The sequence below is a fragment of the Formosa undariae genome (genome assembly GCF_042427615.1).
Lineage (GTDB): Bacteria > Bacteroidota > Bacteroidia > Flavobacteriales > Flavobacteriaceae > Formosa > Formosa undariae.
In genome coordinates this window covers 42921-69034 of the sequence record NZ_JBHMEZ010000001.1, presented here as the reverse complement: position 1 = coordinate 69034, position 26114 = coordinate 42921, and the positions used below count along the sequence as shown (strand labels likewise).

Genomic DNA, 26114 nt, shown 5'->3' with positions numbered 1-26114 from the left:
AATGTGAAGACTTTACTTTTAAAATATTGTTTAATACTAAGTGTTATTCTTTTTCAATCTCAAGCTATGCCTACTGTATCTATTTCAAAAAATCATACTGTTCCTAAATCTATAGAAAAGGAAGCTAAAATGGCTTTGTCTTTTTATCCTGATTTAGAAAATGTCGAGATTGATATCCGATTTAAAAAGGAAATCAAAAAATCGACTATGCAGGCGCAACCTCAGTTTTCTAGTTTACTAAAAGGAAAAAAAGGGAGACGCTATATTATTTTTATTAGTAAAAAGATTAAAATTTCGAACTCCGAATTTTCGACAAAATTAATCCCTTCCAATGTAATTATTGGTTGGTTGGGGCATGAATTGGGACACATTTGCGACTATCAGAATCGTTCGACTTTTGGGCTAATAAGATTCGGATTTAAGTATCTGTTTTCAAGTAAATTTATAAGAGAAGCCGAACGTAATGCAGATTCGTTTGCGATTATACACGGTATGGAGGATTATATTATTGCAACAAAAAACTTCATTCTGGATAATGCCAATATTCCTGAGAGTTATAAAGACAGAATCAAGCGTTTCTACTTGTCTCCAGAAGAAATTATGTTGTTAATTGATGAGCGGGATAAAAAGCTTGAAACGAACTAATCGTTATTCATTAACAAAATCTTCCCAAGTTTTAAACTTGTCTTCATTCATAACGCGCTCCATTTTTACTTGACCACCTTTCTTTTTGTTTTTTGCATTCCACTCGGAAAATATTTCAGGCTTAATCAGTTTTACTTTTAAACCTTGAAGTGCTTTAGATCGCGCTACAGCATAATTTTTATTAGCCTCTTTTAAGAAATTATCTATGGCTTCTGCGATGGTATTCGTGTCTTTGTCTGTATTCTCTGTTCCTAAGTACCAACAATGGTAAAAGCCATCCTCAAATTCCTTTGCACAAATCGTAAATTCAGGAATCTTCATGTCGAATTGTTCTTCTAAATGAAGCATGGCATCATTCATTTTATTCACAGATAGCTGAGAACCTACAGTGTTAAGAAAGAATTTTGTGCGTCCTGTAATTTTTATTTCGGCACGTTCTATATCTGTAAACATAATAGTGTCGCCAATAATATAGCGCCAAGTTCCAGAAACAGTGCTTATAATTAATACGTAATCTTCATCAAGTTTTACATCTGCTAAAGTAATAGATGGGGCATTTTCTGTTAAAGAACCATCCTCTAAAATATATTCCGGTTTAAGGGGTACAAATTCAAAGTAAATCCCATTATCTGTAACCAATTGCATGGACGTCGTTTCGGGACGTGCTTGAAAGGCGATAAAACCTTCTGAAGCCAAATACGTATCGATAATAGTAATAGGGTGTCCCATAAGAGCATTAAAGCTCTTCTCGTATGGTTGAAAAGCCACACCTCCGGAGGTATACACTTGAAGGTTTGGCCAAATTTCGTGAATGTTGTTAAGATTATGGTAATCGATTACTTTTTTAAGCATCAGTTCTAACCACGACGGTATACCACTTAAAGCTCCAATATCCCAATTTCTGGCATTTTCTGCGATGCGTTCTACGCGCTCGTCCCAGTCCTCTATTTTAGATATGTCTTCCCCGGGTTTGTAATAACCACGGAACCAAAACGGAATATTACTCGCGCTAATACCGCTTATTTCACCTTCTAAATGATTTTCTCTTTCGATTAAATCGGTAGAACTTCCTAGCATCATAATTTCCTTTTCAAAGAAATCTGCAGGTAAATCGAATGAGTTTAAAGCAAATACTTGCTGTATGCCTGCATTTTTAATAGACTCGATCATATCTTTTGTTACGGGAATACGTTTACTAGTTTTTCCTGTAGTTCCAGAACTTAGAGCAAAATAATCGGGATTTCCAGGCCAAGTAATATCACCTTCATCTTGATGTAAACGGTACCACCATTCATCGTTTATTTTATTATAATCAAAATATGGGATGGTTTCAGAAAACTTAGATTCGAAATCTTCGTGTTCTAAAAGCGCTTCAAATTTATAGTGTTTACCAAATGCCGTGTCTTTAGCTGTTTCTAGAAGTGATTTTAAAACCTCTTTTTGATTTTCAACAGGATTAGATTCTGGAGTCAGTGTGTCTTTAATCTGAATTACACCTTTTATAATATTACCAATGATTGCCATAACGGTTTGCGATAGAGTTTGGTAGTAAAAATAGTAAAGGTTGCTGTGCTTTTTGTTCTCAATTAGAAATAAAATTGGCTTTAAAAAACGGAAATGAAGCAGAATCTAATTGAATCAAGCTCCCTTGTTGAGTTTTTGCATTTATGTAATTAATTGCCGAAGAAAAAAAAATTATATTTTAAGTTCTCGACTACGCTCGAACACCATAGAAAAACATGGGGTTTTCACAATTTTACAAGCCATTTAAAAGAGACATTAAAAAGTTGAATATTGAGGATTTAAAGGGTATTCTAGCATTAGTGAGAAAGAATTGTAAGATTCTGACGAAACTAGCAAACGAAGTTTGTCGAGAATCCCCAAAGATAATTTACAAGTAACTCCCGTAGCATAGCTTAAGAATGTTTATTAATAAATTCAATGTGATTCTATTTTAAAAAGATCAAGCTATTTATCAATTCACACACAATTTTTTAGAATGATTCATCTAGCTGTTGTGCATGTAAATTTAAGGAAAGTCTATAAAAACAAAAACCCCGAAAACATAATGTTTTCAGGGTTTTCTGGTGGTGCCTCCAGGAATCGAACCAGGGACACAAGGATTTTCAGTCCTTTGCTCTACCAACTGAGCTAAGGCACCAGTGCGTAATTGCGAGTGCAAATATACAACCTTTTTATTCTTCTCCAAATGTTTTTTATAAAAAAATGCTTTCGTAGATTCGTATTTCAAATATTTTCTATGAATTTAATAATAGATTGCGGGAATTCTTTTGTGAAACTAGCTGTTTTTGAAGCAAATAGAATTGTAGATAAAAAAATAGTAGAAGCTGAAAATTTTTTAGAAAAATTTCAAAATTTTATTGAAACCCACCCAGATATAGAGAAAGGCATACTGTCTTCGGTTGGAAATTTAACAGAATTGGATGTTTTAGCTATAAAAAGAGCGTGCGATGTATTGCTATTAGATCACGACACCCCAGTGCCATTTTTTAATCATTATGGTACACCTAAAACGTTAGGAATAGATCGCATTGCCTTGGTTAGTGCTGCGGTTAGTCAGTATAAAAATAAAAATGTTCTTGTTATAGACGCTGGTACTTGTATTACGTATGATTTTGTGTCAGAAGAATCTAAGTATTTTGGAGGCGGAATTTCTCCAGGATTACAATTAAGATATAAGTCTTTAAACAATTATACCGCAAAATTACCGTTGTTAATAGCGGAAGAGCCCCTAGATATTATAGGAAATTCTACAAATGCCGCGATCCATTCAGGCGTGGTGTTTGGAATTTTAAATGAAATCAATGGAAATATTTCAATTTACCAAGAAAAATATAGAGATTTAACAATTATTTTAACAGGAGGCGACACTAATTTCTTGTCAAAGCAATTAAAAAGTGGCATATTTGCGAACTCGAATTTTCTTTTAGAAGGATTGAACTCAATTTTACAATTTAATTCATACGAATGATTAAAAAACTTGTATTAGTTTTTATTGCTGCTTTTGCAGTTAATAGTTATGCTCAAAACAGTGGTACAGCTTCGCCATATTCATATTACGGTATTGGAAACCTTAAGTTTAAAGGGACTGTAGAAAATAGAAGTATGGGAGGACTTAGTATTTTTAGCGATAGTATACACGTTAATTTACGAAATCCCGCATCATATGCTTCAGAGAATTTAAAGATGTATGGTGGTGAAAGTCGACCAGTAAAATTTGCTATTGGGGGAAGTCATACAAGTTCTTCTATGGAAGAGAATGGTGTTTCTGACGATGCAAGTTCTTCAACTTTCGATTATATTGCCATATCTATGCCAGTAGGAAAATTTGGTTTTGGATTTGGACTTCTTCCATATTCATCTGTCGGTTATAAACTTCAAACCAATTACGATAACGGCGATTTACAAAACCGATTTACCGGAGAAGGTGGTTTAAATAAGGCGTTTCTTTCTGCAGGATATTTAGTGACTAAAAATTTAAGTATTGGTGTGGACGCACAATATGGTTTTGGTAATATTAAGAACAGTATTCTTCAGTATGTTTACGATACCGATGGTCAGCTAATAAGTTATCAAACGAGACAAAATAATAGATCTGATTTAAGTGGAGTGAGTTTTAATTTTGGAATGACATACAAAGCACTTGTTTTCGATGATTTTGAATGGGTGTCTTCTGCAACATATGCACCTAGTAGTACTTTTAAGTCTAAAAATTCTAGATCATTTTCTACAGTTGTAGTAAACTCTTCTGCCGATACCGAAAGTATTGTGAGTACGATAGATGGAGAGCAATCACTTATCGATGCTGGTCTATTAGAAACCGATGTTAATGTCGCTTCAAAATTCTCTATAGGAACGGGTATTGGTCAACCGAGACATTGGTTTGTTGGGGTCGAAACTACATTCGAGAACACTAGCGGTGCTACAAACGAACATATAGAAAGTAATAATGTTGAATATGAAGATGCCTTTGGTTTATCTGTTGGAGGATTTTATATTCCAAAGTATAATGCGTTTACAGGCTACTGGAACCGTGTGGTTTACCGTGCTGGTTTTAGGACTCAAAAATCAGGTTTAGTGATTAATGATGAGGAGATTAACGAGTTTGGCATATCTTTTGGTGCAGGTTTACCATTAGGAACTATTTTTTCTAACGCAAACATTGGTGTCGAATTTGGGAAAAGAGGGACTACTTCTAAGAACTTAATTCAAGAAAACTTTGTTAACTTTAGCATTAGTTTGTCGTTAAACGATAGATGGTTTGTAAAACGAAAATTTGATTAACTATTACGCAAAAATAAAAATTATGAAAATGAAAGTTACTTTAATAGTAGCATTGTTATGCTTGGGACTAACAAACGGTTTCGCTCAGAGTCAAGAAGAATGTACTACTAAATTGTCTATTTTTCACGAGTATGTGAAAGCAAAGAATTATGATGCCGCTTACACGCCTTGGATGGAAGTAAGGAAAGCGTGCCCTAAGTTCAATAAAGCAATACATATTGACGGTAACAAAATTTTAGATTACAAGATTGAGAATTCTACAGGGGCTGAGAAAAAAGCTTATATAGAAGATATCATGAAACTTTGGGATGAAGAATTAGCAAACTTTCCATCAAGATCATCTCAAGGAGAAGTTTTAACTGAAAAAGCTCAGTTAATGTATGATAATAAAGCAGATTTAGGTTTATCTGACCTTGAAGTTTACAATGCTTTCGATAAAGCATATACTACAGATAAGGAACACTTTAAAAATCCTAAAAGTTTGTATACATACTTTTCTCTAATGGTAGATTTGTATGATGCAAAACAAAAAACAGCTCAAGATTTATTTAATAAATACGATGATATTACCGAACGTGTAGACGAAGAGGTTAAAAATTTCTCTGAAGATTTAAATAAGATTATTGCTAAGGAAGAATCAGGTACGCCATTAACTAGTGCAGAGATAAAACGTAAAAGACCTTATGAAAGTTATTTAAAAGCATACGATCAGATCAGCGGTAGTATTAATGGTAAATTAGGTGAACGTGCAAACTGCGAGAACTTAATTCCTTTATACCAAAAAGATTTCGAAGCAAACAAAACAGATGCTGTTTGGTTACAGAGAGCAGCTGGTAAAATGTCTGAGAAAGATTGTACTAGTGACCCATTATATTTTAAAATAGTAAATGCATATCACGATTTAAATCCATCTGCAAACTCTGCATATTTCTTAGGATTATTAAAAGACAAAGAAAACAAATCTAGCGAAGCACTTAAGTATTACGAGCAAGCATTAAGCTTAGAAACGGATAACTACAAAAAAGCAAAATTATATAGTAAGATTGCAGATAAGTTAAAGAGAAGCGGAGTATATTCTAAAGCTAGAAGTTATTACCGTGAGTCTTTAAGCTTAAACCCTTCTAACGGTCGTCCTCACTTACAAATTGCAGCGATGTATGCAGCAAGTGCTAACGATTGTGGTACAACAACATTTAACAAACGTGCAGTATTCTGGTTAGCAGCAGACGAAGCATCGAAAGCAGGACGTGTAGATCCAACTTTAAAATCTCACGCATCGCAATCGGCTACAAGTTATAGAGCTAAAGCACCCCAAAAATCTGATATTTTCTCTGAAGGAAATGGAGGTCAAACCATTAAAATCGGGTGTTGGATTGGTTCTAGCGTAACAGTACCAAACATATAATATGTTTTCAAAACATCATAATATTTATTTCATGGTCATAGCTTTTGCTATGACCATGTTTTTTTCCTGTGCTGTAGATTTAAAACCAGAGGTCTCTTTTAATGTTCCTGTTGGTATTGCGGAAAATATCGATCTTAAATACACCGATTCGGGTAAGGTAAAGGCTAATTTAATTAGTCCGAAAATGCTAGATTATTCCAATCGAGAATTTCCTTATTCAGAATTTACAGAAGGTATTACATTGTATATATTCGATAAAGACAATAATAAAAGTACTGTTATATCAGATTATGCTATAGTATACGATAAAACAGGTCTAATCGATTTACAAGGGAATGTTGTGCTAGCGACGTACACCAATGACACTTTATTTGGTGATCAGTTGTATTACGATCAAAATAAACAATGGTTATCTACCAACCAACCGGTTACCTTTAGAACCGATGGCGATTTAATAAATGGAAACGGTTTCGATTCCGATGTTAATTTTAAAGAAGCAGAAGTGCTTGAAATTAATGGAATCATCACACTTGATGAATAATTTAGTTACCTTTGTTCCAAATTAAAATTTTACCATGAATAAATCATTTAAGATCTTTCAATACGCATATTTAATATTTGCCGTTGTGTTCTTATATCAAGTTGTAAACAAATACACCATAACAGGAGTTGTTGATTATGGAAGTTTATTACTTGCTGGTGCCGCTATTTTTATGTTTTTCTTTAGGCAGAGATTCAATAAAAAATTCGATAATAAAGACTAATTGTTTTAGATGAGTCCAGAAATCATCATTATCGTAGTATCGTTAATTCTATCTGCATTTTTTTCAGGTATGGAGATTGCCTATGTGTCGTCTAATAAAATCCATATCGAAATTGAAAAAAAGCAAGATGGATTTTTAGCTAAAATCTTAACAAAACTTACTGCTAAACCTTCGAAGTTTATTGCGACCATGCTTATTGGTAACAATATTGCCTTGGTTATCTATGGGTTATTTATGGGAGATTTGCTGGTAGATTGGTTTCAATCGATGTTACCATCAAGTTCGTCACTTGTTAATTATATGCTGAATGATTTAAGTTTGTTAACGCAAACTGTAATCTCTACACTTGTTATTTTAATAACAGCAGAATTCTTACCAAAAGTATTCTTTCAAATATATGCCAATACACTAATCAAGTTTTTTGCAGTTCCTGCTTATATCTTTTACGGATTCTTTTCTTGGATATCAGATTTTGTGCTTTGGGTGTCTAATTTTGTTTTGAGACGTTTCTTTAAAACGGAAGGGGACCAAGTACAACTTGCGTTTACTAAAGTAGAATTAGGAAATTATATTACGGAACAAATGAAGTCTGTTGAAGCGCATGACGAGGTCGATTCGGAAATACAAATATTTCAGAATGCTTTAGAATTTTCCGAAGTCAAAGCCCGAGAAGTCATGGTTCCGAGAACAGAAATTATCGCTGTCGAAATTAATGAATCCCCTCGAGTTTTAAATAGTCTATTTACAGAAACAGGATGTTCTAAAATTATAGTATATAAAGAAACAATCGACGATATTCTTGGATATGTGCATTCTTTCGAGCTTTTTAAAAAGCCAAAAACAATAAAATCGATACTACTACCTGTAGAATTGGTTCCAGAAACAATGTTAGTTAAGGATATACTAAGTATCCTAATTAAGAAACGTAAGAGTATTGCCGTAGTTTTAGATGAATATGGTGGAACATCTGGAATTATGACGGTTGAAGATATCGTAGAAGAATTGTTCGGGGAAATTGAAGACGAACATGATACGATTGATTTAATTGAAGAAAAAATAGACGATGAGAATTACACCTTTTCTGCACGATTCGAAATCGATTATTTAAACGAAAATTACAAATTAGATCTTCCTGAAAGTGAAAACTATGGTACTTTAGGTGGATTTATTGTAAATCATACTGAAGAAATTCCGAGTAAAAATGAAGTTGTCGTTATCGGCGATTTTCGCTTCAGTATTCTAGAAGTGTCTAATACTAAAATTGACTTAGTCGCGCTTACCATTGTAAAGGGCGAATAATTTTCCTAATTGGTAGAAATTAAATGAATTATTGATGTTTTCTCCTTTTATAATTAAAAGGAAAATGGTATTTTCGCGCCCAATATTTCATATAATTTAAATGACCAATGGCAGTTTTAAATAAAATTAGACAACGTTCACTTTTCTTAATCCTAATTATTGCATTAGCTTTATTCTCTTTTGTACTTTCTGGTTTATTCCAAAATGGGGATGCATTAGCAAATAAATCTCAAAGTGTTGTTGCGACAATTAACGGGAAAGAAATTTCTAGAGAAGACTTTTTACGTAAAGTAGAATTTGCACAAAGACAAATGGGACAGGGTGTGACTAACACACAAGCAATGAATACGGTTTGGAATCAAGAATTAAGACAAGCTGTAATGGAGTCTCAATACAACTCTTTAGGATTTACTGTAGAGCGTGACCAAATGAGAAACTTGTTAAAAACAAACTTAGCAGGTAGCCCAGAATTTCAAAACGAAGCTGGTTTATTTGACGAGAATAAACTTAATGAATACATTGCTACTTTAAAAGCAACGTCTGCAGAAGGTTACCAACAATGGATCGATTACGAACAATCTATCGCTGCAACTGGTATGCAACAGGACTATATTAATATGGTTAAGGCTGGTGTAACAGGAACTTTAGCAGAAGGTAAAGTAGAGCACGGTTTAGAAAACGATAAGGTTGATATTAAATATATTCAAATTCCTTTTAATACGATTTCAGATAGTACTGTAGCGGTTTCTAAATCAGAAATTTCTAGTTACATTAAGGATCATAAAAAAGAATTTCAAGTTGAAGCTTCTAGAGATATTAATTATGTAGAGTTTAGAGAAGTTGCTTCTTTAGAAGATGAAAAAGAGATTTCTACTTCATTAACTAACATGTTAAACAACTCTGTAGTTTATAACGATCTTACTAAAACTAACGATACGGTTTTAGGATTTGCTCAAGTAAAGGATGTTGAAACTTATGTGAATTCTAATTCAGATATTAAATACGACGACCGTTTTGTATTCAAATCGGCTTTACCAAAAAACTTAGCAGATAACTTATACAACGAAAGTGCGGGAAGTACTTTTGGACCTTATAAAGATAATGGGTTCTTTAAATTATCTAAATTAGTTGAAGAAAGATTCTTACCAGATTCAGCTAAAGCTAGACATATTTTAATTCCATTTTTAGGTTCTCGTGCTGCGACTGTAGAAACAACGCAAACACAAGTTGAAGCTAGAAAAACGGCAGATAGTGTAATGGCTGTTATAAAAGCGAATCGCTCTAAATTTGCAGATGTATTAGCTTTATCTGCAGATAAAGTAAGTAATGAAAATGACGGTGTTCTAGATTGGTTTACATACAATGCTATGGTACCAGAATTTAGAGATTACGCTTTCGGAAATAGTAAAGGAGATATTGGTGTTGTAAAAACAGACTTTGGTTTTCACATTATTGAAATATTAGATCAAACTGCTAAAGAGAAAGCTGTTAAAATCGCGACTATCGCAAGAGAAATCGAACCATCTGACGCAACAATAGATAAAGTGTTTAGAGATGCTTCTAAATTTGAAATCGCTGTAGCAGATAAAGATTTTCAAGCCGTATCTAAAGAAAATAACTATTCAGTTCGCCCTGTAAAAGGAATTGAAATTCTTCAAGAAAACATCCCTGGATTAAGTAATCAACGTCAAATTGTACGTTGGACCTTTAACGAAGAATCTAAAATAGGTGATGTTAAACGTTTCAATATCTCTGGTGGATATGCAATCGTTCAACTTACTAGTAAAAACGAAGCAGGTTTAATGTCTACAGACAATGCTTCTGCAATTGTAGTTCCTAAAATACGCAAACAGAAAAAAGCAGCTTTAATTATAGACCGTGTAAAAGCGACTACTTTAGATGCTTTAGCTTCAGAAGAAAATCAGACTGTTAAAACGGCATCTTCTATAAACATGAAAAACCCTACTATTTCTGGTGCGGGTAGAGAACCAATTATTGTTGGTGCTGCTTTCGGTTTAAATGAAGGAGAAACGTCTAAATTAGTAGTTGGAGAAAACGGAGTGTATATGGTTGAAGTTACTAAAGTTTCACCAGCGGCAGAGTTGGATAACTACCAAGCTTTTGCAACCCGTGTTGGACAACAAAAAGCAAATGCTGTAAACACTAAATTATATGAAGCTTTAAAAGATGCTTCAGATATTGAAGATAATAGAGCAGAGTCTGTGCAATAAGTCACAATAAGCATAAAACAAAAAAAATCCTCATCGATAGATGAGGATTTTTTTTGTTTTATAATATCATGTCTTGGTAAGAAAGAATGGTAAGATAGCCTTTCTGTTTAAAGTAATCGGTGGGATCTTCTACCGATGCTACCATGACAAAATCGCCACCCCAAGCACCTAGGCTTTTAATGCTTCCTTTAAAATCGGTGAACAAGTTCGCTTTCACGGGATCTAACTTCACAATGTCTGCAATTATAGCTTCGTGAGCGTTTATTAAGGTGTTAAATGCGTTTAAATCGATACATGTTAAAAGTGCTTCTGTAATTGCATTGGCAGCTTTAATCGCTTCGGATTTATCTGACCGATTAGATTTGTAATGTGTAATACCATCGCGACTATTCTGTTTTATATTTAGGTGTACAAAATAGATGTGTTCGGAAAAGCTGGGTTTAAAAGAAACGGCTTTTACAATAGGTTTAGTTTCATCTAATTTATAGGTAATCGGTGTATCGTTAGAAGCGCAAGCAATATCGTAACCACTACCACCAAAAGTAAGTCCAAGCAGTTTATAAGGATTTACCTCTGCCCAATTTGCAATGTTATTTATTAGAGTCGAAGATGTTCCTAAACCCCAATTTGTTGGGAAATCTAAGTATGTTTTTACACTTAGGCCTTTTTCGTGTTTAAGGAAATTAGGATTTAATTGTTTAGCCACATTTAATATCGACGCCAATCTTAAGGTAAGTTCGTTTTCTATGTCTGGGACAAGCGTTTGGTTGTTATAACTAAGATGCGTTTCTAACCAAATTTCATTTTCACTATTAAAACTCTGCCAATGTATGCCTGCATCTGCATGCGGCTCAACCGTTAATGATTGCCCAAATTTAGTTGGTAGTGCCAAAGCCTCAGCACCATTTAAAACTAAATATTCAGCGGTAATTAATAGTTTACCATGACTGTAAAACGTATCCATTATTGACGTAATTTTTCTATAGCTTCTACAACCGCACTATGTGAAACGGTATGTGTTTTAAAATGATTCACGATAACTGTTTTTTCTTCAGGATTAGCCTCCAGTTGATTTAATATATTCATTAAATGCATTTTCATGTGGCCTTCTTGAATTCCTGTAGTTGTTAATGAACGCAAAGCTCCAAAATTTTGTGCTAATCCAGCAACAGCGACAATTTGCATTAATTCTTTTGCTGTTGGCTTGCCTAACATCTCTAAAGAGAGTTTTACCAATGGATGTAGGTTAGTTAAACCACCTACAGTTCCTAAGGCCAATGGTATTTCCATCCAAAACGTAAATATATCGTCTTCTATTTTAGCGTGAGACAAACTGCTATACGATCCGTTTCTAGAGGCATATGCATGTACGCCAGCTTCCACAGCTCTAAAATCGTTTCCGGTAGCTAAGACAACGGCATCAATACCATTCATAATCCCTTTGTTGTGAGTTACGGCACGAAAAGGTTCTATTTCAGCAATGTTTACAGCCTGTATAAACTTCTTTGCAAAAACCTCTGCAGGTATTGCTTTGTTTTCGGTTAATTCTTCGACTTTACAACTTACTTCCGCGCGAACTAAACAATCCGGAACGTAGTTCGAGAGTATGCTCATTACAATTTCTATGTCGGCTTCTTCTGGAGTAAAATCTTTAAAGTTTAGAGCTTCAGATTTAAATGTTTTAGCAAATTGTTCCAAACACGAATTAATAAAATTCGCTCCCATAGCATCTGCAGTTTCAAAAGATACATGCAGCTGGAAATAATTAGGAATCTCTGCTGTTTTATCGCGCAACTCAATATCTAAAATACCGCCACCACGTTTTTCCATGTTTTTAGAAAGTGGTTTTACAGCTTGTAAAAGTTGTGGCTTTATCGTTTTAAAATAGGCTTGTAAATGCGAGTTATCACCCTTATATATAAAATGTACCTGTCCGATTTTAGTGGTAGAAATTACGGTAGTTTTAAATCCGCCGCGTTCTAACCAAAACTTTGCAGCCTTACTTGCTGCGGCAACTACCGAACTTTCTTCGATTGCCATTGGAATGGTGTATAGCTTGTCGTTAATTAAAAAATTAGGAGCTACACCTAGGGGTAAATAATAATTTGTAATGGTATTTTCGATAAACTCGTCGTGAAGTTGCTGTAGTTTATCGTTAGAATTCCAATATTGTTTTAAAATAGTTTTGCTATGTTCTTGCTTGTCGAAATACGCATTAACCAGCCAATCTATTTTTTCTGACTTAGATAGTTTTGAAAAACCTGAAATCGTTTTACTCATTCAATTTTTTATTTAATCTAGCAAATATAGTATTAATTCAAGCTAATTTATGGTTTTAAGCCCCTGTATTGCCTATTTAAACTATAAATAGAGGTGTTGTTTCCGTTAATTTTTACTAAATTCGGAGCCTTTGAAATTTCCCTAATTTTAACTAATATATAAATAATTATACGTGAAGTATTATTCTCCATTATTACTGTTGTTCGTTTTAACATCAGGTTTAGTTTCAGCACAACAAAAACAAATTAGTTTAGAAGATATTTGGAATGGCGGTTTTAGAACAGAGCGCATGCAGTCTTTACATTCGATGGCTAACGGTCAAGAATATTCTGTATTAAGTTTCGATAGACAATCTGGAACATCTTCTATCGATATTTACGACTATAAAACCTTAAGCAAAGAGAAGTCTTTATTGAATTCAGGACGTTTATCGGAGATTGCATATTTTACAGATTATACGTTTAGTAAGGACGAAAGTAAGGTGCTTTTAGCAACTGAAGTAGAATCTATTTTTAGACGCTCTACTTTAGGGAAATATTTTGTGTTCGATACTGCGACTAAAAAAGTTATCGCGATTTCTGATGAAAAAATTCAGGAACCGACCTTTTCTCCTGATGGTACAAAAGTGGCGTATGGTTTAAATAATAATTTATTTGTTAAGGATTTAAATACTGGTGAAACCACAAAATTTACATCGGATGGTGTGGATAATAAAATTATAAACGGAATCACAGACTGGGTTTACGAAGAAGAATTTGCTTTTGTTCGCGCTTTCGAATGGAATGCAGCAAGTAATAAAATTGCTTTTATCCGATTTGATGAATCTGATGTTCCTGAATTTTCTATGGACGTTTATGGAACGGAGTTATACCCTCAACAAAATGTGTTTAAATATCCTAAAGCAGGAGAAGCAAACTCTAAAGTCTCACTTCATGTTTTTAATTTAGAAACAGATAATACTTCAGAAGTAAAATTAAATAAGGCCTATTCAGATTTCTATATTCCTAGAATTAAATGGACAAACGAAACCGATGTTTTAAGTGCACAATATACTAACAGACATCAAAACGAATTGGATTTATGGATGATTGATGCTTCAGACATGTCTTCTAAATTAGTGCTTACAGATACGGATGCAGCCTATGTTGATATTACGGATAACTTAACCTTTTTAGAAGATAATAGCTTTGTTTGGACCAGCGAAAAAGATGGAAATAATCATATTTATCATTATAAAAAAGACGGTAAGCTAATCAGTCAGATTACAAAAGGAGATTGGGAAGTGACCAATTATTATGGTTTCGATAAAAAATCGAAACGTATCTTTTATCAGTCTGTAGAAAATGGATCTATAAATCGTGATGTGTATAGTATAGGTTTAAACGGAAAAAAGAAAATTCATTTATCGAATAAAGAAGGAACAAATGCCGCATCTTTTAGCGCAGATTTCACCTACTTTATCAATACTTACTCTAATGCAAGTACACCACCGTTGTATACTTTAAACGATTCGAAAACGGGTAAAGTCATTAAAGCCATTAAAGACAATAAAACTTTATCTGATAAATTATCGCATTACGATATCTCTCCAAAAGAATTTAGTACCATAAAAGTAAATGGAAACGATTTAAATATGTGGATGATTAAGCCATCAAACTTCGATGCATCTAAAACATATCCGTTATTAATGTTTCAATATTCAGGACCAGGATCTCAAAGTGTTTCAAATAGTTGGTTAGGAGCTAACGATTTATGGTACGAAATGTTAGCTGGGAAAGGATATATTATTGCTTGTGTAGACGGTCGTGGTACTGGTTATAAAGGCGCTGCATTTAAAAAATCGACACAAAAGGAATTGGGGAAATATGAGTTAGAAGATCAAATTCAATCTGCAAAACAATTAGGAGATTTATCATACATTGATAAAGAACGTATTGGAATTTGGGGTTGGAGCTTTGGTGGATTTATGAGTAGTAATGCTATTTTTAAAGGAAACGACGTGTTTAAAATGGCAATTGCCGTTGCTCCGGTTACAAGTTGGAGATTTTACGATTCTATTTATACAGAACGATACATGACAACACCACAGGAAAATGCTTCAGGCTACGACGAAAATTCACCGATTAATCATGTCGATAAACTAAAAGGAGATTTTCTGTTAGTTCATGGAACAGGAGACGATAATGTGCATGTTCAGAATTCAATGCAAATGATAGAAGCGTTAATTCAGGCGAACAAACAATTCGAATGGATGCTATACCCAGATAACGATCATGGTATTTATGGAGGCAACACGAGATTACATTTATATACTAAAATGACTAACTTTTTAGACAAAACTTTAGGAGATAAATTATAAAAAGAAAAACCCTTAATAACAATAACTAATAAAATTACACATGACAGAATCGATTGATGTTAAACAAAAGGAATTATTTGGTCACCCAATAGGATTGTATGTTCTATTTTTTACCGAAATGTGGGAGCGTTTTTCATACTATGGAATGCGTGCCATTTTGGTATTGTATTTAGTAGCAGAAACAAAAGGTGCTAATGCTGGTTTAGGTTGGACCAACGGAGAAGCATTATCATTATACGGGACCTACACCATGTTAGTGTATGTGGCTTCGATTCCTGGAGGATGGTTAGCTGATAAGTTTTTCGGTCAGAAGAAATCTGTTTTATACGGTGGAATTTTATTAGTTGCAGGACATGGTATTCTTGCAGTAGAAGAAATGTGGGCCTTTTATAGTGGTTTAGCATTAATTATTTTAGGTGTCGGTTTATTAAAACCAAATATTTCTACCATGGTAGGTGGATTATATGGAAAAGGAGATATACGAAGAGATAAAGGATTTACGATTTTTTATATCGGAATTAACGTTGGAGCAGCAATTTCAAGTATAGTTGTTGGATATGTTGGTGAAGTTTATGGTTGGCATTACGGATTTGGATTAGCAGGAATTGGAATGACTTTAGGTTTAATCCAATACATCGCAGGTCAGAAATATTTACATAATGTTGGCGATCATTTAGGAAGCTCAATGAGTGCTGCAGAAAAAGAAATGAGTGACAAACCTTTAACTAAAGTTGAAAAAGATAGAGTGGTAGTATTACTGGTTTCATTTTTACTAGTTATTGTATTCTGGGGAGCGTTTGAACAAGCTGGAGGTTTAATGAATATTTATGCTTCAGAAAAGACTAATAGAATGATAATGGGATGGGAGTTTCCTGCCTCATGGTTCCAATCTTTTAATGCTATTTTTATTATCTTATTAGGAACAACTGTTGCTGGTTTTTGGGCAAAACGTAAGTTGAAAGGTAAGATCTCTACATCACTTTTTAAGATGATTGTAGGTCTTATAATAATGGGAATGGGGTTCTTTTTTATGACCGCAGCAGCATCACAATTTAGTACTAACGGACCTGTTATCGATGGACAAGGTGGATCTGCAATGTACTGGTTGGTATTAGCGTATTTATTTCATACCGTTGGAGAACTTTCTTTATCTCCAGTAGCACTTTCTTATATTACAAAACTAGCGCCTGTAAAATATGCATCTTTAATGATGGGTGTCTTTTTTGCAATGACTGGTTTTGGGAATAAATTAGCAGGTCTTTTAGGTGAAGCTTCCGAAAGTTTAGGTGAATTTACCATCTTTACGGGTATTGCTATTTTTTGTGTAGCTTTTGGGTTAATTATGTTGCTTTTTAGAAAGAAATTAGAGGTGCTAACTCATGGTGCTGAAGATGACGAACATGAAATGGCACACTAAACGAGACGCTATTTAAACGAGATATATTTAAAAATACGTAATAATGAGTGCAACAAATTTTAGATTTGAAGGTTCCGATATGAATCGCAAACTTCTAATGGGACACCCTTCAGGGTTATTTGTATTATTCTTCACCGAAATGTGGGAACGTTTTTCATACTATGGAATGCGTGCGATTTTGGTGCTATTCTTAACCTCTGCGATTATCGATGGTGGTTGGGCATGGAGCAGAGAAGATGCTTTAGGACTTTATGGTACCTATACCATGTTGGTTTACTTTTCTCCAATTTTAGGAGGCCTCTTGGCCGATAAGTTTTTAGGATACAGGCGTTCAGTGGCAATTGGTGCGTTTATTATGACTTTAGGTCACGCGGCCATGGCATTCGATACACCATGGAGTTTGTATTTAGGAATTGCATTTTTAGTCGCTGGTAACGGTTTATTTAAACCGAATATTACATCTATTATTAACGGTGTTTATAAAAATGCACAGGATAAGAAAGATGGTGCTTTTACTATATTTTATATGGGTGTAAATGCAGGTGCCTTTTTAGGTATTTTGCTTTGTGGTTATATTGGTGAATCTATTGGATGGCATTTTGGTTTTGGTTTAGCTGGAATATTTATGTTTTTAGGAATGGTTCAGTTTTGGTTAGCTCAAACTATTTTCGGAAGAATTGGATTATCGCCAAAAGACACATTGAGTTTCGATGCAGATCATAAGGAATTGGGAGAAGATACTAATAAAGAAGAAGTGGTTCCTAGTCATGTTCAGAAAGACAGATATATTGTAGTGGGAATTCTTGCTTTCTTTACCATATTCTTCTGGGCAGCATTTGAGCAAGCAGGAGGATCTATGACTATTTTTGCATCAGATTATACCAACCGTGTTTTAGAAGGAGATTCGGCTACCATATTCAGAATAGCGAATACCTTATTGACGGTGGTGCCTTTATTAATTATCACGTATGTATTATTGCAATTATTTAAAATTACATTTTCTAAATATAAACTGTCAAACTTAGCATTAGGTTTAAGTTTTGCTATTATTTGGGGGATTGTAATTTATATGCTTAAGTCACAATTTAATCAAGAAAACACAGAAATTCCAGCATCTTGGTTCGGAATTTTAAACTCATTTTATATCATTGCTTTTGCGCCACTAGTCTCAAAAATATGGGAGAGTAAATACAATCCGCCAGCAACTGTTAAGTTCGGGATTGGTTTAATTTTACTCGGGTTAGGTTTTGGTGTATTAGCTTATGGTTCTGCAAGTATACCTCAAGGTGCACAAACGGCTTCTGTTAGTGTAGTTTGGTTAATATTAGCTTATTTACTTCATACTTTAGGAGAATTATCTTTATCGCCAGTAGGGTTGTCTTATGTTAGTAAGTTAGTGCCTGCAGCTAAAATAGGGATGATGTTTGGTCTTTGGTATATAGCTGTTGGTTTAGGAAATAAAGCAGCAGGTTATTCGGGTGGACTTATCGATAAAATTACAGCAGCTTACGATATGAGTACATTTTTCTTAATCTTTACAATTGTTCCAATTTGTGCGGGGTTATTAATAATGGCTTTAACACGTAAAGTGAACAAGTTAATGCATGGTGTGCACTAAAAATTAACATATTTATATAATAAAAGGCATCTTCTTTGTAAGATGCTTTTTATATTTTAGACCACTAATGGTGAGTACACTGTTTTTAAGAATGAAAATAAAAAATGTTAAGTTGATGAGAAAAGGTTTATGTCTAATGGTTCTTATGTTTTCAATAGGAATTATAAATGCACAGGAAATTAATTGGTTAAGTTTTAATGAAGCTTTAGAACTTCAGAAAACAGCACCTAAAAAGATTATGATGGATGCCTATACCAACTGGTGTGGTCCTTGTAAAATGTTAGATAAAAACACGTTTCAGAACGCCGATGTTGCCGAGTATGTAAACGCTAATTATTATGCTGTTAAATTTGATGCTGAAGGTCAAGAGTCTATAACCTACCAAGGGACTACATATGGCAATCCAAATTACGATGAAGCAAAAAAAAATAAGCGAAATGGTGTGCATGAATTTACTAGAGCATTGGGTGTCGATGCTTATCCAACAATAGTGTTTTTGGATGAAGAAGCGCAAGTTATCGCTCCCGTTAGAGGCTATCAGCAACCACAACAATTAGAAGTATACTTAAAGCTTTTTTACAGCGATAAATATAAAGAGTTACAAAGTCAAGAAAGTGCCAATGCCTATTTTGAAAGTTTTGTTCCTGAATTTGTTGAATAATAACAAATCTTATTTAAATATATAAGCTCCCTTTTTACCTGTTTGGTAGAAAGGGATTTTTTTGTTTTTACAGGTCATTTGCCAACGCGCGATATACGATTTGTAATTACTGCCATCAGCAATAATTTCCTTAGGCTTTAAAGAGTCGATTAAACGATTTAAATTTATTTTAGGTGAATTACTAAGCAAGACATAATACGGTTTAAAAGACTTCACCTTATAGATGCTTAAACTGTCTACTACCAACATTTTTTCGTTGTCAATGGAATAGACATCGGCTAAAGGTTTATTCCGAGCTGTCTGTATTTCTCTTGATATTACGTAATCTTTTAAAGGGTAAGCATGTAATGATAAAGTAGAATCTGTTTTCGTAAAAATATCAAGCTCATTATGCGTTCGGTGGGTTAATACACTTTCTCTGTTTTTATGAAACAGTATCCATTCAGTAGCATTCAAGGATATCCGATTATAAAGCAATGTAAATTGGAGAATTACACATGCCATTAAAGTTATTACTATCGATTTATATTTGGGTATGGAGATGGCGTAAATAGAGCATATAATCAAAAAATAAAGAGCAATAACGGAATTAAGTTTTATGGAAATAGCACTATATATAAATTGATCTTGATTAGCGATCCACTCAATAACCGTGTTCATAATACCAATAATATTATTAAAAAGTATAGCGATTACATCGGGCAGTATTTCAAAAGCAGCCATAATTAGTATTAAAATTCCGAAACCTAAAATGAAACCTAGAAAGGGTATAATTATTAAATTCGAAATGAAAAATAATCCCGGAAACTGATGGAAATAATAGATGCTTAATGGCAAAACCCCAACTTGAGCAGCGAGTGTTACTGTAAGCGTATTCCAAAGTAATTTAATGAGTTTATTTTTAGGAAACCATAATCTATTTAATTTAGGTTGAAGCGCTACGATGCTTAAAACGGCTAAATAGCTTAACTGAAATCCTACATCGAAAAGCAATAAAGGATTCCAGAGTAGAAGTAAAAATGCAGAAATAGCAACAGTATTGAATGTGTTATTAGGACGATTCCAATTTAAACTAATAGCTACAAGAGTGAACATTAAAGTTGCTCTACTTACCGAAGGTGATAAACCTGTTAATATAGCAAAGCACCACATTAAAACAATGACAAGAATGGTTTTTAGACCTCTGCCGTATTTTAAACGCTGGAGCGGCGATAATATATAATTTAGAATCAATAATAAAATACCGACATGCAGTCCCGATATCGCTAAAATATGTACAGCACCTGCTTTAGTGTAATTGTTATATAAAGTTTCTGAAATATCCTGTCTTTGCCCAAGTAATAACGCATTAATTACAGCGAGTTCATCTGCTCCAAAAGGATACGTTTTTAGCTTAGAATTTACGAATGTATTTATACGATGGGCTAACCCAGAAAGTGTAGATCGCTGATTAGGATGTTGAAATAGGCGATTTTGAGAGGTTGTAATTTGATGGTATATGTACTGCCGAGTTAAATAGGATTTATAATCAAATTGATTTGGGTTTAAGGGAGAGCGTATGTCTTTTAAACCATCTGAAGTGCTATAAACAGCATCAATGTTCAACGGATTTTGCAACGTATCTCTTTGTACATTTAGCAGAGCTGTACCAGTAACATTTTGATTGTTAATAGATAAAATCTGAATCTTGTATTTGTCATAGTACGTGTTCGATTTAAGAATATCGCTAATCTTAAAAGTAATGTGTTCTACAGCCGCTTTTACATGAGAATAATGTGTTGGCTGTAAGCTCTGATTATACAAATGTATACTTGAAATCCCGATAGATACCGTTAACAGAAACGTGATAATTCCAAATCCTATAGATGGTTTAAAATGGGATCTATTTCTCCAATACAACACAAAGAGAATGCAAAGTAAAATTGCACAGGATAGCGCACTCCATAGAAATGGAATAGGCATAAAAAAACCTAAACAGATTCCAACGATTAGGAATATTGTGAGTTTTACTATTATAAAGCGACTCAACTTCATAACAGTAAGATACTAATAATTAGAGTATTCGGCGTGCTTCTTTGAAAGAATGATACCAGTAGCGTTCTGCTAGTGAGGATGTTATCACGCCTTTGCTGCTTGTAGAATGTATAAATTCTATTTGTCCAATCCTAGATGTAACCACTAAACCGACATGGTTAATCGTTTTATTCCTGGAGTTGGTGTGAAAGAATAATAAATCACCTTCTTTTACATCTTCAAGATCTATTTTAATGCCTTCTTTAGCCATGTCTCTGGAAACGCGAGGAAGATCTATATTGTATGCTTTATAAGTTTCGAAAACTAAGCCCGAACAATCCATACCTTTTTTTGTAGTGCCACCATATTTATAGCGAACACCTTCAAATTGCTTGGCAAAATCGACTAATTCGATTCCTAATGATTTTAATTCGGCTTCGTTCTTTGGAGCTAAAATTACGTGATTATCATCACTTTTAGATTTAATATGTTCTGAGTTCTTTGACGTAATCGCAGTACTAGGCTGATTGTATGTTTTAGATTTTTTAGAAGATTTACAGCTACTTACACAAATAAGTAAGCAAAGTATAAATGATAATTTGTGCATGTTAGGTATTTGATTTTAATCCGTTGTAAATATGTTCGGCTGTTTTTTTACTGGCTCCTTTTCCGCCAAGCTCTTTTTCTAAATCGTAATAATTAATAAAAAACTTAGTACGCTCGTAATCATCAAGGATAATATTAAGTTCTTTTTTTAAATTCTTAGTGGTAAACTCATCCTGGATAAGTTCTTTAACTACGGGTTTATCCATAATTAAATTCACCAAAGAAATATATTTCAATTTAATAATTCGACGTCCAATTTGGTAAGACAACCAGCTTCCTTTATAGCAAACCACTTGTGGCACTTTAAATAAAGCAGTTTCTAGAGTTGCTGTTCCAGAGGTTACCAATGCGGCAAAAGATACGCTTAATAGGTCGTAGGTTTTATTCGCTATAAAATTAACGTTGCTACCTTTAATAAATTGTTGGTAATACTCATAATCTTGACTCGGAGCGCCAGCAATTACAAATTGGTAGTCCGGGTAATCGTCAATTAGACTAAGCATTACAGTAAGCATTTTGTTAATCTCTTGTTTTCTGCTTCCTGGTAAAATGGCAATTATAGGTTTGTCACTTAACCCGTGTTCTTTCCTAAATTTATATTCATCTACTTGAGTTCTATCTGCGATAGAATCAATTAAAGGATGTCCTACAAAAGTAACATCGTAACCATACTTGGCATAAAATGGTTTTACAAAAGGAAGAATAACATACATCGCATCTATATCATGCTTAATGTTTTTTACCCTATTTGCTCTAGATGCCCATACTTGCGGAGAGATATAATAATTTGTTCTGTAATTTTGTTGTTTAGCCCATTTGGCAATACGTAAATTAAATCCAGAATTATCTATAAATACGATAACGTCAGGATTATATTTTTTTATATCCTCCTTACAAAAAGATATCGCTTTTAAAATTTTTGATAAGTTGCTAATGACTTCTGCAAAGCCCATGAACGCACGTTCTTTATAATGGCTCACTAAAGTACCTCCAACATTTTGCATGAGATCTCCTCCCCAAAATCTAAAATCAGCGTTTTTGTCTACTTCTTGTAGCGCTTTCATTAGATTCGAGCCGTGTAAGTCTCCTGAGGCTTCTCCTGCAATAATGTAATATTTCATTATAAAAATTTAAAAGTAAATGTAAGTATAGCAATACAAGCTGTGGCTAAAATTACACCTCGAGCTCTATAATCTTGTCTCTTTTTTATAAAAATAAAGAAAGCAACTAAATTTAAAACAGCACCTAAGCTGGTTAATTTTCCTAAAAATCCTTCGGCAGCGGCGGCTTCTATTACTGTTAAAGCATCATCGCCTCTTCCTAATAATTTTGCTGCTAAAAATAATCCAAGAGCATTGGCAATAATACCGACTAAAAATCCAATAAAAACTTCTTTTTTAATCATTTAAATTCCAAGTGTTAATTTGTTGAATACTTCGGTAGGCTGTTAAGTCGAATTGTACTGGTACGACAGAAATATAATTGTTTTCTAATGCCCACTCGTCTGTATCTTCGCCTTGGTCTAAATTTACAAATTTACCTGTAAGCCAATAATAATCTTTTCCCATCGGACTTTGTCTTTTATCAAACTTCTCGACCCAATTTGCTCGGGCTTGTCTGCAAACACGAATACCTTTTATGTCTTTTTTGGGAACATTAGGAATGTTTACATTTAAAACGACACCTTGTGGTAAGCCATGTTTTAATGTGTTTTCTGTAATGGTTTTTATAAAGGATTCGGAATGTTCGAAATTTGCATTCCAGTTGTAATCTAAAAGCGAAAAACCAATTGCAGGAATGCCTTCAATACCCGCTTCTATAGCGGCACTCATAGTTCCTGAATAAATAACATTTATCGAAGAATTAGAGCCATGATTTATACCTGAAACGCAAAGATCTGGACGTCGTTTTAATATTTCACGAACGCCTAGTTTTACGCAGTCGGCAGGAGTTCCTGAACAACTATAATCTTTTTGAGAACCATTGTCTATTGTAATTTTCTCGACATATAAAGTAGAATCTACAGTTATAGCATGACCCATACCACTTTGTGGACTATCGGGAGCAACCACCACAACATCTCCAATGGTGTTCATTATTTTAATTAGGGTTCTTATTCCTGGTGCTGTAATACCGTCGTCGTTTACAACCAAAATAAGGGGCTTTTTTGACATCTTTTTTTGTTTTGAAATCGCTATGCTAAAATACATAAAATCTTGCTGAAACGGCCAATTTGTTTAGTTTAACAAAAAATTACGTTATATTGATTTTTATTGGCATAGTTTTTTCTCTACTTTAGTGAAAAATATACGATGCATTTTTATAGGCTTATGAAAAGGAATTACAAATACCTAGTAGTACTATTATTGTTGGCGTTCGCGTCTTGCAGTTTTACCACTAAAACATTTAGCAACCCAGATAAGGACAAATTATTAGTCCAAGTAATTACATATGTTCTCGAACGCGGACACTTCGATCCTAAAACTTTAGACGATAATTTTTCAGAAGAAGTTTACGATAAGTATTTAAAAGGAATAGATCCTTTAAAACGGTATTTCTATGCTTCGGATATGAAGGAATTTGAGAAATATAAAGATAATCTTGACGATCAATTAAAGGAGTATGATATTGCATTTTTTAATATGACTCACGAACGTTTACTTCAAAGAATGGAGGAGTCTAAAGCCTTGTATAAAGATGTTTTAAATACACCATTCGACTATTCTGTAGATGAAGATTTTGATGGAGATTATGACGAAAAACCTTATGCTACTTCTAAAAAAGACATGAAAAATCGTTGGAGAAGACAGCTTAAGTTTACGTCGATATCTAATTACGACGATTTGCAAACGGAAGAACGTTCTAAGAAGGATGAAGATCCAGCGTATACGCCGAAATCTGATGCAGAAATGGAGAAAGAATCTAGAGAATCTACTCTAAAATCTATCGATAACTATTACACCGATTATGTGGACGATTTAAAACGTAGCGATTGGTTTACTATGTATGTAAATGCAGTGGTAGAGTCTTTCGATCCGCATACATTTTATTTTGCTCCAGAAGATAAAGATAGATTCGATCAGCAAATGTCTGGAAAATTAGAAGGTATAGGAGCTAGACTTCAGAAGAAAATGGATAATGTTAAGATTATGGAACTAATTTCTGGAGGACCTGCTTGGAGAAGTGGAGATTTAGAAGTTGGAGATATTATACTTAAAGTACGTCAAGAAGACGAGAAGGAAGCCGTTAATATTGTAGGTATGCGTTTAGACGATGCTATCAAATTCATTAAAGGCCCAAAAGGTACGGAAGTGACTTTAACCATTAAAAAAGTTGATGGATCGACAAAAGATATATCTATAGTTAGAGATGTAGTAGAGTTGGAAGAAACCTATGCGAAATCCTCTCTAGTAACTAAAGACGATGTGAAATATGGAGTGATCAATCTTCCAAAATTTTATGTTGATTTCGAAGATTATAACAATAGAAATGCAGCGTCAGATATTAAACTGGAAATAGATAGATTAAAAGAAGCCGGAATGGAAGGTCTTGTTTTAGATCTAAGAAATAATGGTGGTGGATCTTTACAAACCGTAGTCGATATGGCAGGATTGTTTATTAAGGACGGGCCTGTTGTGCAAGTACGATCTACGGGAGAGCCTAAAGAGATTTTAAGAGATAAAGACGAGTCTATAGAGTGGGATGGACCACTAGTGATTTTGGTTAATGAATTATCTGCTTCTGCTTCAGAAATTCTAGCAGCAGCAATGCAAGATTATAAACGTGCTATTATTCTAGGTAGTAAACAAACGTACGGAAAAGGGACCGTTCAGAATGTATTAGATCTAAACCGTATGGTACGTAATAATAGTAATGGAGATCTTGGAGCTCTTAAATTAACCACTCAGAAATTTTACAGAATTAATGGTGGGTCTACACAATTAGAAGGTGTTAAGAGTGATGTAGTTGTTCCGGATCGTTATAGTTTTATCGATATCGGTGAAAAGGATCAGGATAATCCGTTGCCATGGGATAAAATTGCTCCGGCAGACTATACGCTATGGAATGGACAATTTGATTACGATTCTACAATTGCCAAGAGTAAAGAGCGTATGAGCAATAATGAGCAATTGAGTTTAATTGAAGAGAATGCGAAATGGATTAAAACGAAGATGGATGAAAATGAATTCAATTTAAACTACGTAAAATATAAAGCGAAGTTAGAGCTTAATGAAGAAGAGGCTAAACGTTTCGATAAAATTTCAGATTATAAATCTAATCTTACTTACACGTCATTACCTTACGAAGAAGCGCTGTTTGTGAAGGATTCTACGTTAAGATTAAAACGTGATCGTTGGCATGAAAACCTAACACAAGATGTGTATGTGGAAGAAGCGGTCAATGTGCTTGAAGATTTAAAAGGGTCTTATAAAGTGAAAACAGAACTGGCAGCTACTAAGCCTACTAATTCTGAATTGATAACAACGGAAGGGACATCTTCAAAAAATTAA

At 33.9% G+C, this 26114-nt stretch carries 21 protein-coding genes and 1 tRNA gene; 13 read left to right on the top strand and 9 right to left on the bottom strand.

The window, feature by feature from the left end; genetic code table 11:
* Positions 1–3 precede the first annotated feature (3 nt).
* Entirely contained in the window at positions 4–645 is a 642-nt protein-coding gene (locus tag ACFFVB_RS00300) for a hypothetical protein (RefSeq protein WP_382379986.1), read from the top strand.
* A gap of 3 nt (positions 646–648) precedes the next feature.
* On the opposite strand, the gene ACFFVB_RS00295 is transcribed toward ACFFVB_RS00300, so the two are convergent.
* Together ACFFVB_RS00295 and ACFFVB_RS00290 are read right to left on the bottom strand one after the other, a co-directional pair.
* A complete protein-coding gene (locus ACFFVB_RS00295; protein ID WP_382379984.1) occupies positions 649–2169 on the bottom strand; it encodes a GH3 family acyl-acid amido synthetase in 1521 nt (506 codons plus the stop codon).
* 561 nt (positions 2170–2730) lie between these two features.
* A tRNA-Phe gene (locus ACFFVB_RS00290) sits at positions 2731–2806 on the bottom strand.
* Between the two features lie 99 nt (positions 2807–2905).
* Between ACFFVB_RS00290 and ACFFVB_RS00285 the strand changes: the two genes are divergently transcribed.
* From ACFFVB_RS00285 to ACFFVB_RS00255, 7 genes are all read left to right on the top strand, one after another.
* Positions 2906–3637, top strand: coding sequence for a type III pantothenate kinase (locus ACFFVB_RS00285; protein ID WP_382379982.1), 732 nt, complete (start codon positions 2906–2908; stop codon positions 3635–3637).
* Entirely contained in the window at positions 3634–4950 is a 1317-nt protein-coding gene (bamG, locus tag ACFFVB_RS00280) for a BamG family beta-barrel-assembly machinery protein (protein WP_382379980.1), read from the top strand. Before ACFFVB_RS00285 ends, bamG begins: the two co-directional genes overlap by 4 nt.
* 28 nt (positions 4951–4978) lie before the next feature.
* A complete protein-coding gene (locus ACFFVB_RS00275; protein ID WP_382379978.1) occupies positions 4979–6355 on the top strand; it encodes a hypothetical protein in 1377 nt (458 codons plus the stop codon).
* A gap of 31 nt (positions 6356–6386) precedes the next feature.
* The gene (gene lptC, locus ACFFVB_RS00270; RefSeq protein WP_382379976.1) at positions 6387–6896 is read left to right on the top strand and encodes an LPS export ABC transporter periplasmic protein LptC; all 510 of its coding nucleotides are present in this window, start codon (positions 6387–6389) and stop codon (positions 6894–6896) included.
* A 34-nt stretch (positions 6897–6930) separates the two neighbouring features.
* Entirely contained in the window at positions 6931–7119 is a 189-nt protein-coding gene (locus ACFFVB_RS00265) for a hypothetical protein (RefSeq protein WP_382379974.1), read from the top strand.
* Positions 7120–7128: 9 nt separating this feature from the next.
* The gene (locus ACFFVB_RS00260; RefSeq protein ID WP_382379972.1) at positions 7129–8418 is read left to right on the top strand and encodes a hemolysin family protein; all 1290 of its coding nucleotides are present in this window, start codon (positions 7129–7131) and stop codon (positions 8416–8418) included.
* 107 nt (positions 8419–8525) lie between these two features.
* On the top strand, positions 8526–10649 hold the full coding sequence (locus ACFFVB_RS00255) for a peptidylprolyl isomerase (RefSeq protein ID WP_382379970.1): 2124 nt from the start codon (positions 8526–8528) through the stop codon (positions 10647–10649).
* A gap of 58 nt (positions 10650–10707) precedes the next feature.
* On the opposite strand, the gene ACFFVB_RS00250 is transcribed toward ACFFVB_RS00255, so the two are convergent.
* Entirely contained in the window at positions 10708–11613 is a 906-nt protein-coding gene (locus tag ACFFVB_RS00250; RefSeq protein WP_382379968.1) for a GYDIA family GHMP kinase, read from the bottom strand.
* Complete coding sequence (locus ACFFVB_RS00245; protein ID WP_382379966.1) at positions 11613–12929, bottom strand: hydroxymethylglutaryl-CoA reductase, degradative; 1317 nt, start codon at positions 12927–12929, stop codon at positions 11613–11615. The genes ACFFVB_RS00250 and ACFFVB_RS00245 overlap by 1 nt, the downstream gene beginning before the upstream one ends.
* Positions 12930–13101: 172 nt before the next feature.
* On the opposite strand from ACFFVB_RS00245, the gene ACFFVB_RS00240 reads away from it, so the two are divergent.
* The 4 genes from ACFFVB_RS00240 to ACFFVB_RS00225 all read left to right on the top strand — a co-directional run bounded on the left by ACFFVB_RS00240 (position 13102) and on the right by ACFFVB_RS00225 (position 18984).
* Positions 13102–15288 (top strand): S9 family peptidase, encoded by a 2187-nt coding sequence (locus ACFFVB_RS00240; RefSeq protein WP_382379964.1) that lies wholly within the window; start codon positions 13102–13104, stop codon positions 15286–15288.
* A 40-nt stretch (positions 15289–15328) separates the two neighbouring features.
* Positions 15329–16705: a peptide MFS transporter gene (locus tag ACFFVB_RS00235; protein ID WP_382379962.1), complete on the top strand. Its 1377-nt coding sequence runs from the start codon at positions 15329–15331 to the stop codon at positions 16703–16705.
* A gap of 43 nt (positions 16706–16748) precedes the next feature.
* Entirely contained in the window at positions 16749–18323 is a 1575-nt protein-coding gene (locus tag ACFFVB_RS00230; protein WP_382379960.1) for a peptide MFS transporter, read from the top strand.
* A 145-nt stretch (positions 18324–18468) separates the two neighbouring features.
* On the top strand, positions 18469–18984 hold the full coding sequence (locus ACFFVB_RS00225; RefSeq protein WP_382379958.1) for a thioredoxin family protein: 516 nt from the start codon (positions 18469–18471) through the stop codon (positions 18982–18984).
* Positions 18985–18993: 9 nt separating this feature from the next.
* On the opposite strand, the gene ACFFVB_RS00220 is transcribed toward ACFFVB_RS00225, so the two are convergent.
* The 5 genes from ACFFVB_RS00220 to surE form a co-directional block, all read right to left on the bottom strand.
* The gene (locus ACFFVB_RS00220; RefSeq protein WP_382379956.1) at positions 18994–20946 is read right to left on the bottom strand and encodes a ComEC/Rec2 family competence protein; all 1953 of its coding nucleotides are present in this window, start codon (positions 20944–20946) and stop codon (positions 18994–18996) included.
* Between the two features lie 91 nt (positions 20947–21037).
* Positions 21038–21604, bottom strand: a complete 567-nt coding sequence (locus tag ACFFVB_RS00215; protein WP_382379954.1) for a C40 family peptidase — start codon at positions 21602–21604, stop codon at positions 21038–21040.
* A gap of 1 nt (position 21605) precedes the next feature.
* Positions 21606–22724: a lipid-A-disaccharide synthase gene (gene lpxB, locus ACFFVB_RS00210; RefSeq protein WP_382379953.1), complete on the bottom strand. Its 1119-nt coding sequence runs from the start codon at positions 22722–22724 to the stop codon at positions 21606–21608.
* Complete coding sequence (locus tag ACFFVB_RS00205; RefSeq protein ID WP_382379951.1) at positions 22724–23008, bottom strand: hypothetical protein; 285 nt, start codon at positions 23006–23008, stop codon at positions 22724–22726. Before ACFFVB_RS00205 ends, lpxB begins: the two co-directional genes overlap by 1 nt.
* The gene (surE, locus tag ACFFVB_RS00200) at positions 23001–23777 is read right to left on the bottom strand and encodes a 5'/3'-nucleotidase SurE (protein ID WP_382379949.1); all 777 of its coding nucleotides are present in this window, start codon (positions 23775–23777) and stop codon (positions 23001–23003) included. The genes ACFFVB_RS00205 and surE overlap by 8 nt, the downstream gene beginning before the upstream one ends.
* A gap of 156 nt (positions 23778–23933) precedes the next feature.
* On the opposite strand from surE, the gene ACFFVB_RS00195 reads away from it, so the two are divergent.
* Entirely contained in the window at positions 23934–26114 is a 2181-nt protein-coding gene (locus tag ACFFVB_RS00195; protein WP_382379947.1) for a carboxy terminal-processing peptidase, read from the top strand.

Excerpts from the sequence above, each read along its gene's own strand:
- ACFFVB_RS00295 (WP_382379984.1), bottom strand. The coding sequence starts at position 2,169 with ATGGCAATCATTGGTAATATTATAAAAGGTGTAATTCAGATTAAAGAC.
- ACFFVB_RS00285 (WP_382379982.1), top strand. The coding sequence starts at position 2,906 with ATGAATTTAATAATAGATTGCGGGAATTCTTTTGTGAAACTAGCTGTT.
- bamG (WP_382379980.1), top strand. The coding sequence starts at position 3,634 with ATGATTAAAAAACTTGTATTAGTTTTTATTGCTGCTTTTGCAGTTAAT.
- ACFFVB_RS00275 (WP_382379978.1), top strand. The coding sequence starts at position 4,979 with ATGAAAGTTACTTTAATAGTAGCATTGTTATGCTTGGGACTAACAAAC.
- lptC (WP_382379976.1), top strand. The coding sequence starts at position 6,387 with ATGGTCATAGCTTTTGCTATGACCATGTTTTTTTCCTGTGCTGTAGAT.
- ACFFVB_RS00265 (WP_382379974.1), top strand. The coding sequence starts at position 6,931 with ATGAATAAATCATTTAAGATCTTTCAATACGCATATTTAATATTTGCC.
- ACFFVB_RS00260 (WP_382379972.1), top strand. The coding sequence starts at position 7,129 with ATGAGTCCAGAAATCATCATTATCGTAGTATCGTTAATTCTATCTGCA.
- ACFFVB_RS00255 (WP_382379970.1), top strand. The coding sequence starts at position 8,526 with ATGGCAGTTTTAAATAAAATTAGACAACGTTCACTTTTCTTAATCCTA.
- ACFFVB_RS00250 (WP_382379968.1), bottom strand. The coding sequence starts at position 11,613 with ATGGATACGTTTTACAGTCATGGTAAACTATTAATTACCGCTGAATAT.
- ACFFVB_RS00245 (WP_382379966.1), bottom strand. The coding sequence starts at position 12,929 with ATGAGTAAAACGATTTCAGGTTTTTCAAAACTATCTAAGTCAGAAAAA.
- ACFFVB_RS00235 (WP_382379962.1), top strand. The coding sequence starts at position 15,329 with ATGACAGAATCGATTGATGTTAAACAAAAGGAATTATTTGGTCACCCA.
- ACFFVB_RS00230 (WP_382379960.1), top strand. The coding sequence starts at position 16,749 with ATGAGTGCAACAAATTTTAGATTTGAAGGTTCCGATATGAATCGCAAA.
- ACFFVB_RS00225 (WP_382379958.1), top strand. The coding sequence starts at position 18,469 with ATGTTTTCAATAGGAATTATAAATGCACAGGAAATTAATTGGTTAAGT.
- ACFFVB_RS00220 (WP_382379956.1), bottom strand. The coding sequence starts at position 20,946 with ATGCCTATTCCATTTCTATGGAGTGCGCTATCCTGTGCAATTTTACTT.
- ACFFVB_RS00215 (WP_382379954.1), bottom strand. The coding sequence starts at position 21,604 with ATGCACAAATTATCATTTATACTTTGCTTACTTATTTGTGTAAGTAGC.
- lpxB (WP_382379953.1), bottom strand. The coding sequence starts at position 22,724 with ATGAAATATTACATTATTGCAGGAGAAGCCTCAGGAGACTTACACGGC.
- ACFFVB_RS00205 (WP_382379951.1), bottom strand. The coding sequence starts at position 23,008 with ATGATTAAAAAAGAAGTTTTTATTGGATTTTTAGTCGGTATTATTGCC.
- surE (WP_382379949.1), bottom strand. The coding sequence starts at position 23,777 with ATGTCAAAAAAGCCCCTTATTTTGGTTGTAAACGACGACGGTATTACA.
- ACFFVB_RS00195 (WP_382379947.1), top strand. The coding sequence starts at position 23,934 with ATGAAAAGGAATTACAAATACCTAGTAGTACTATTATTGTTGGCGTTC.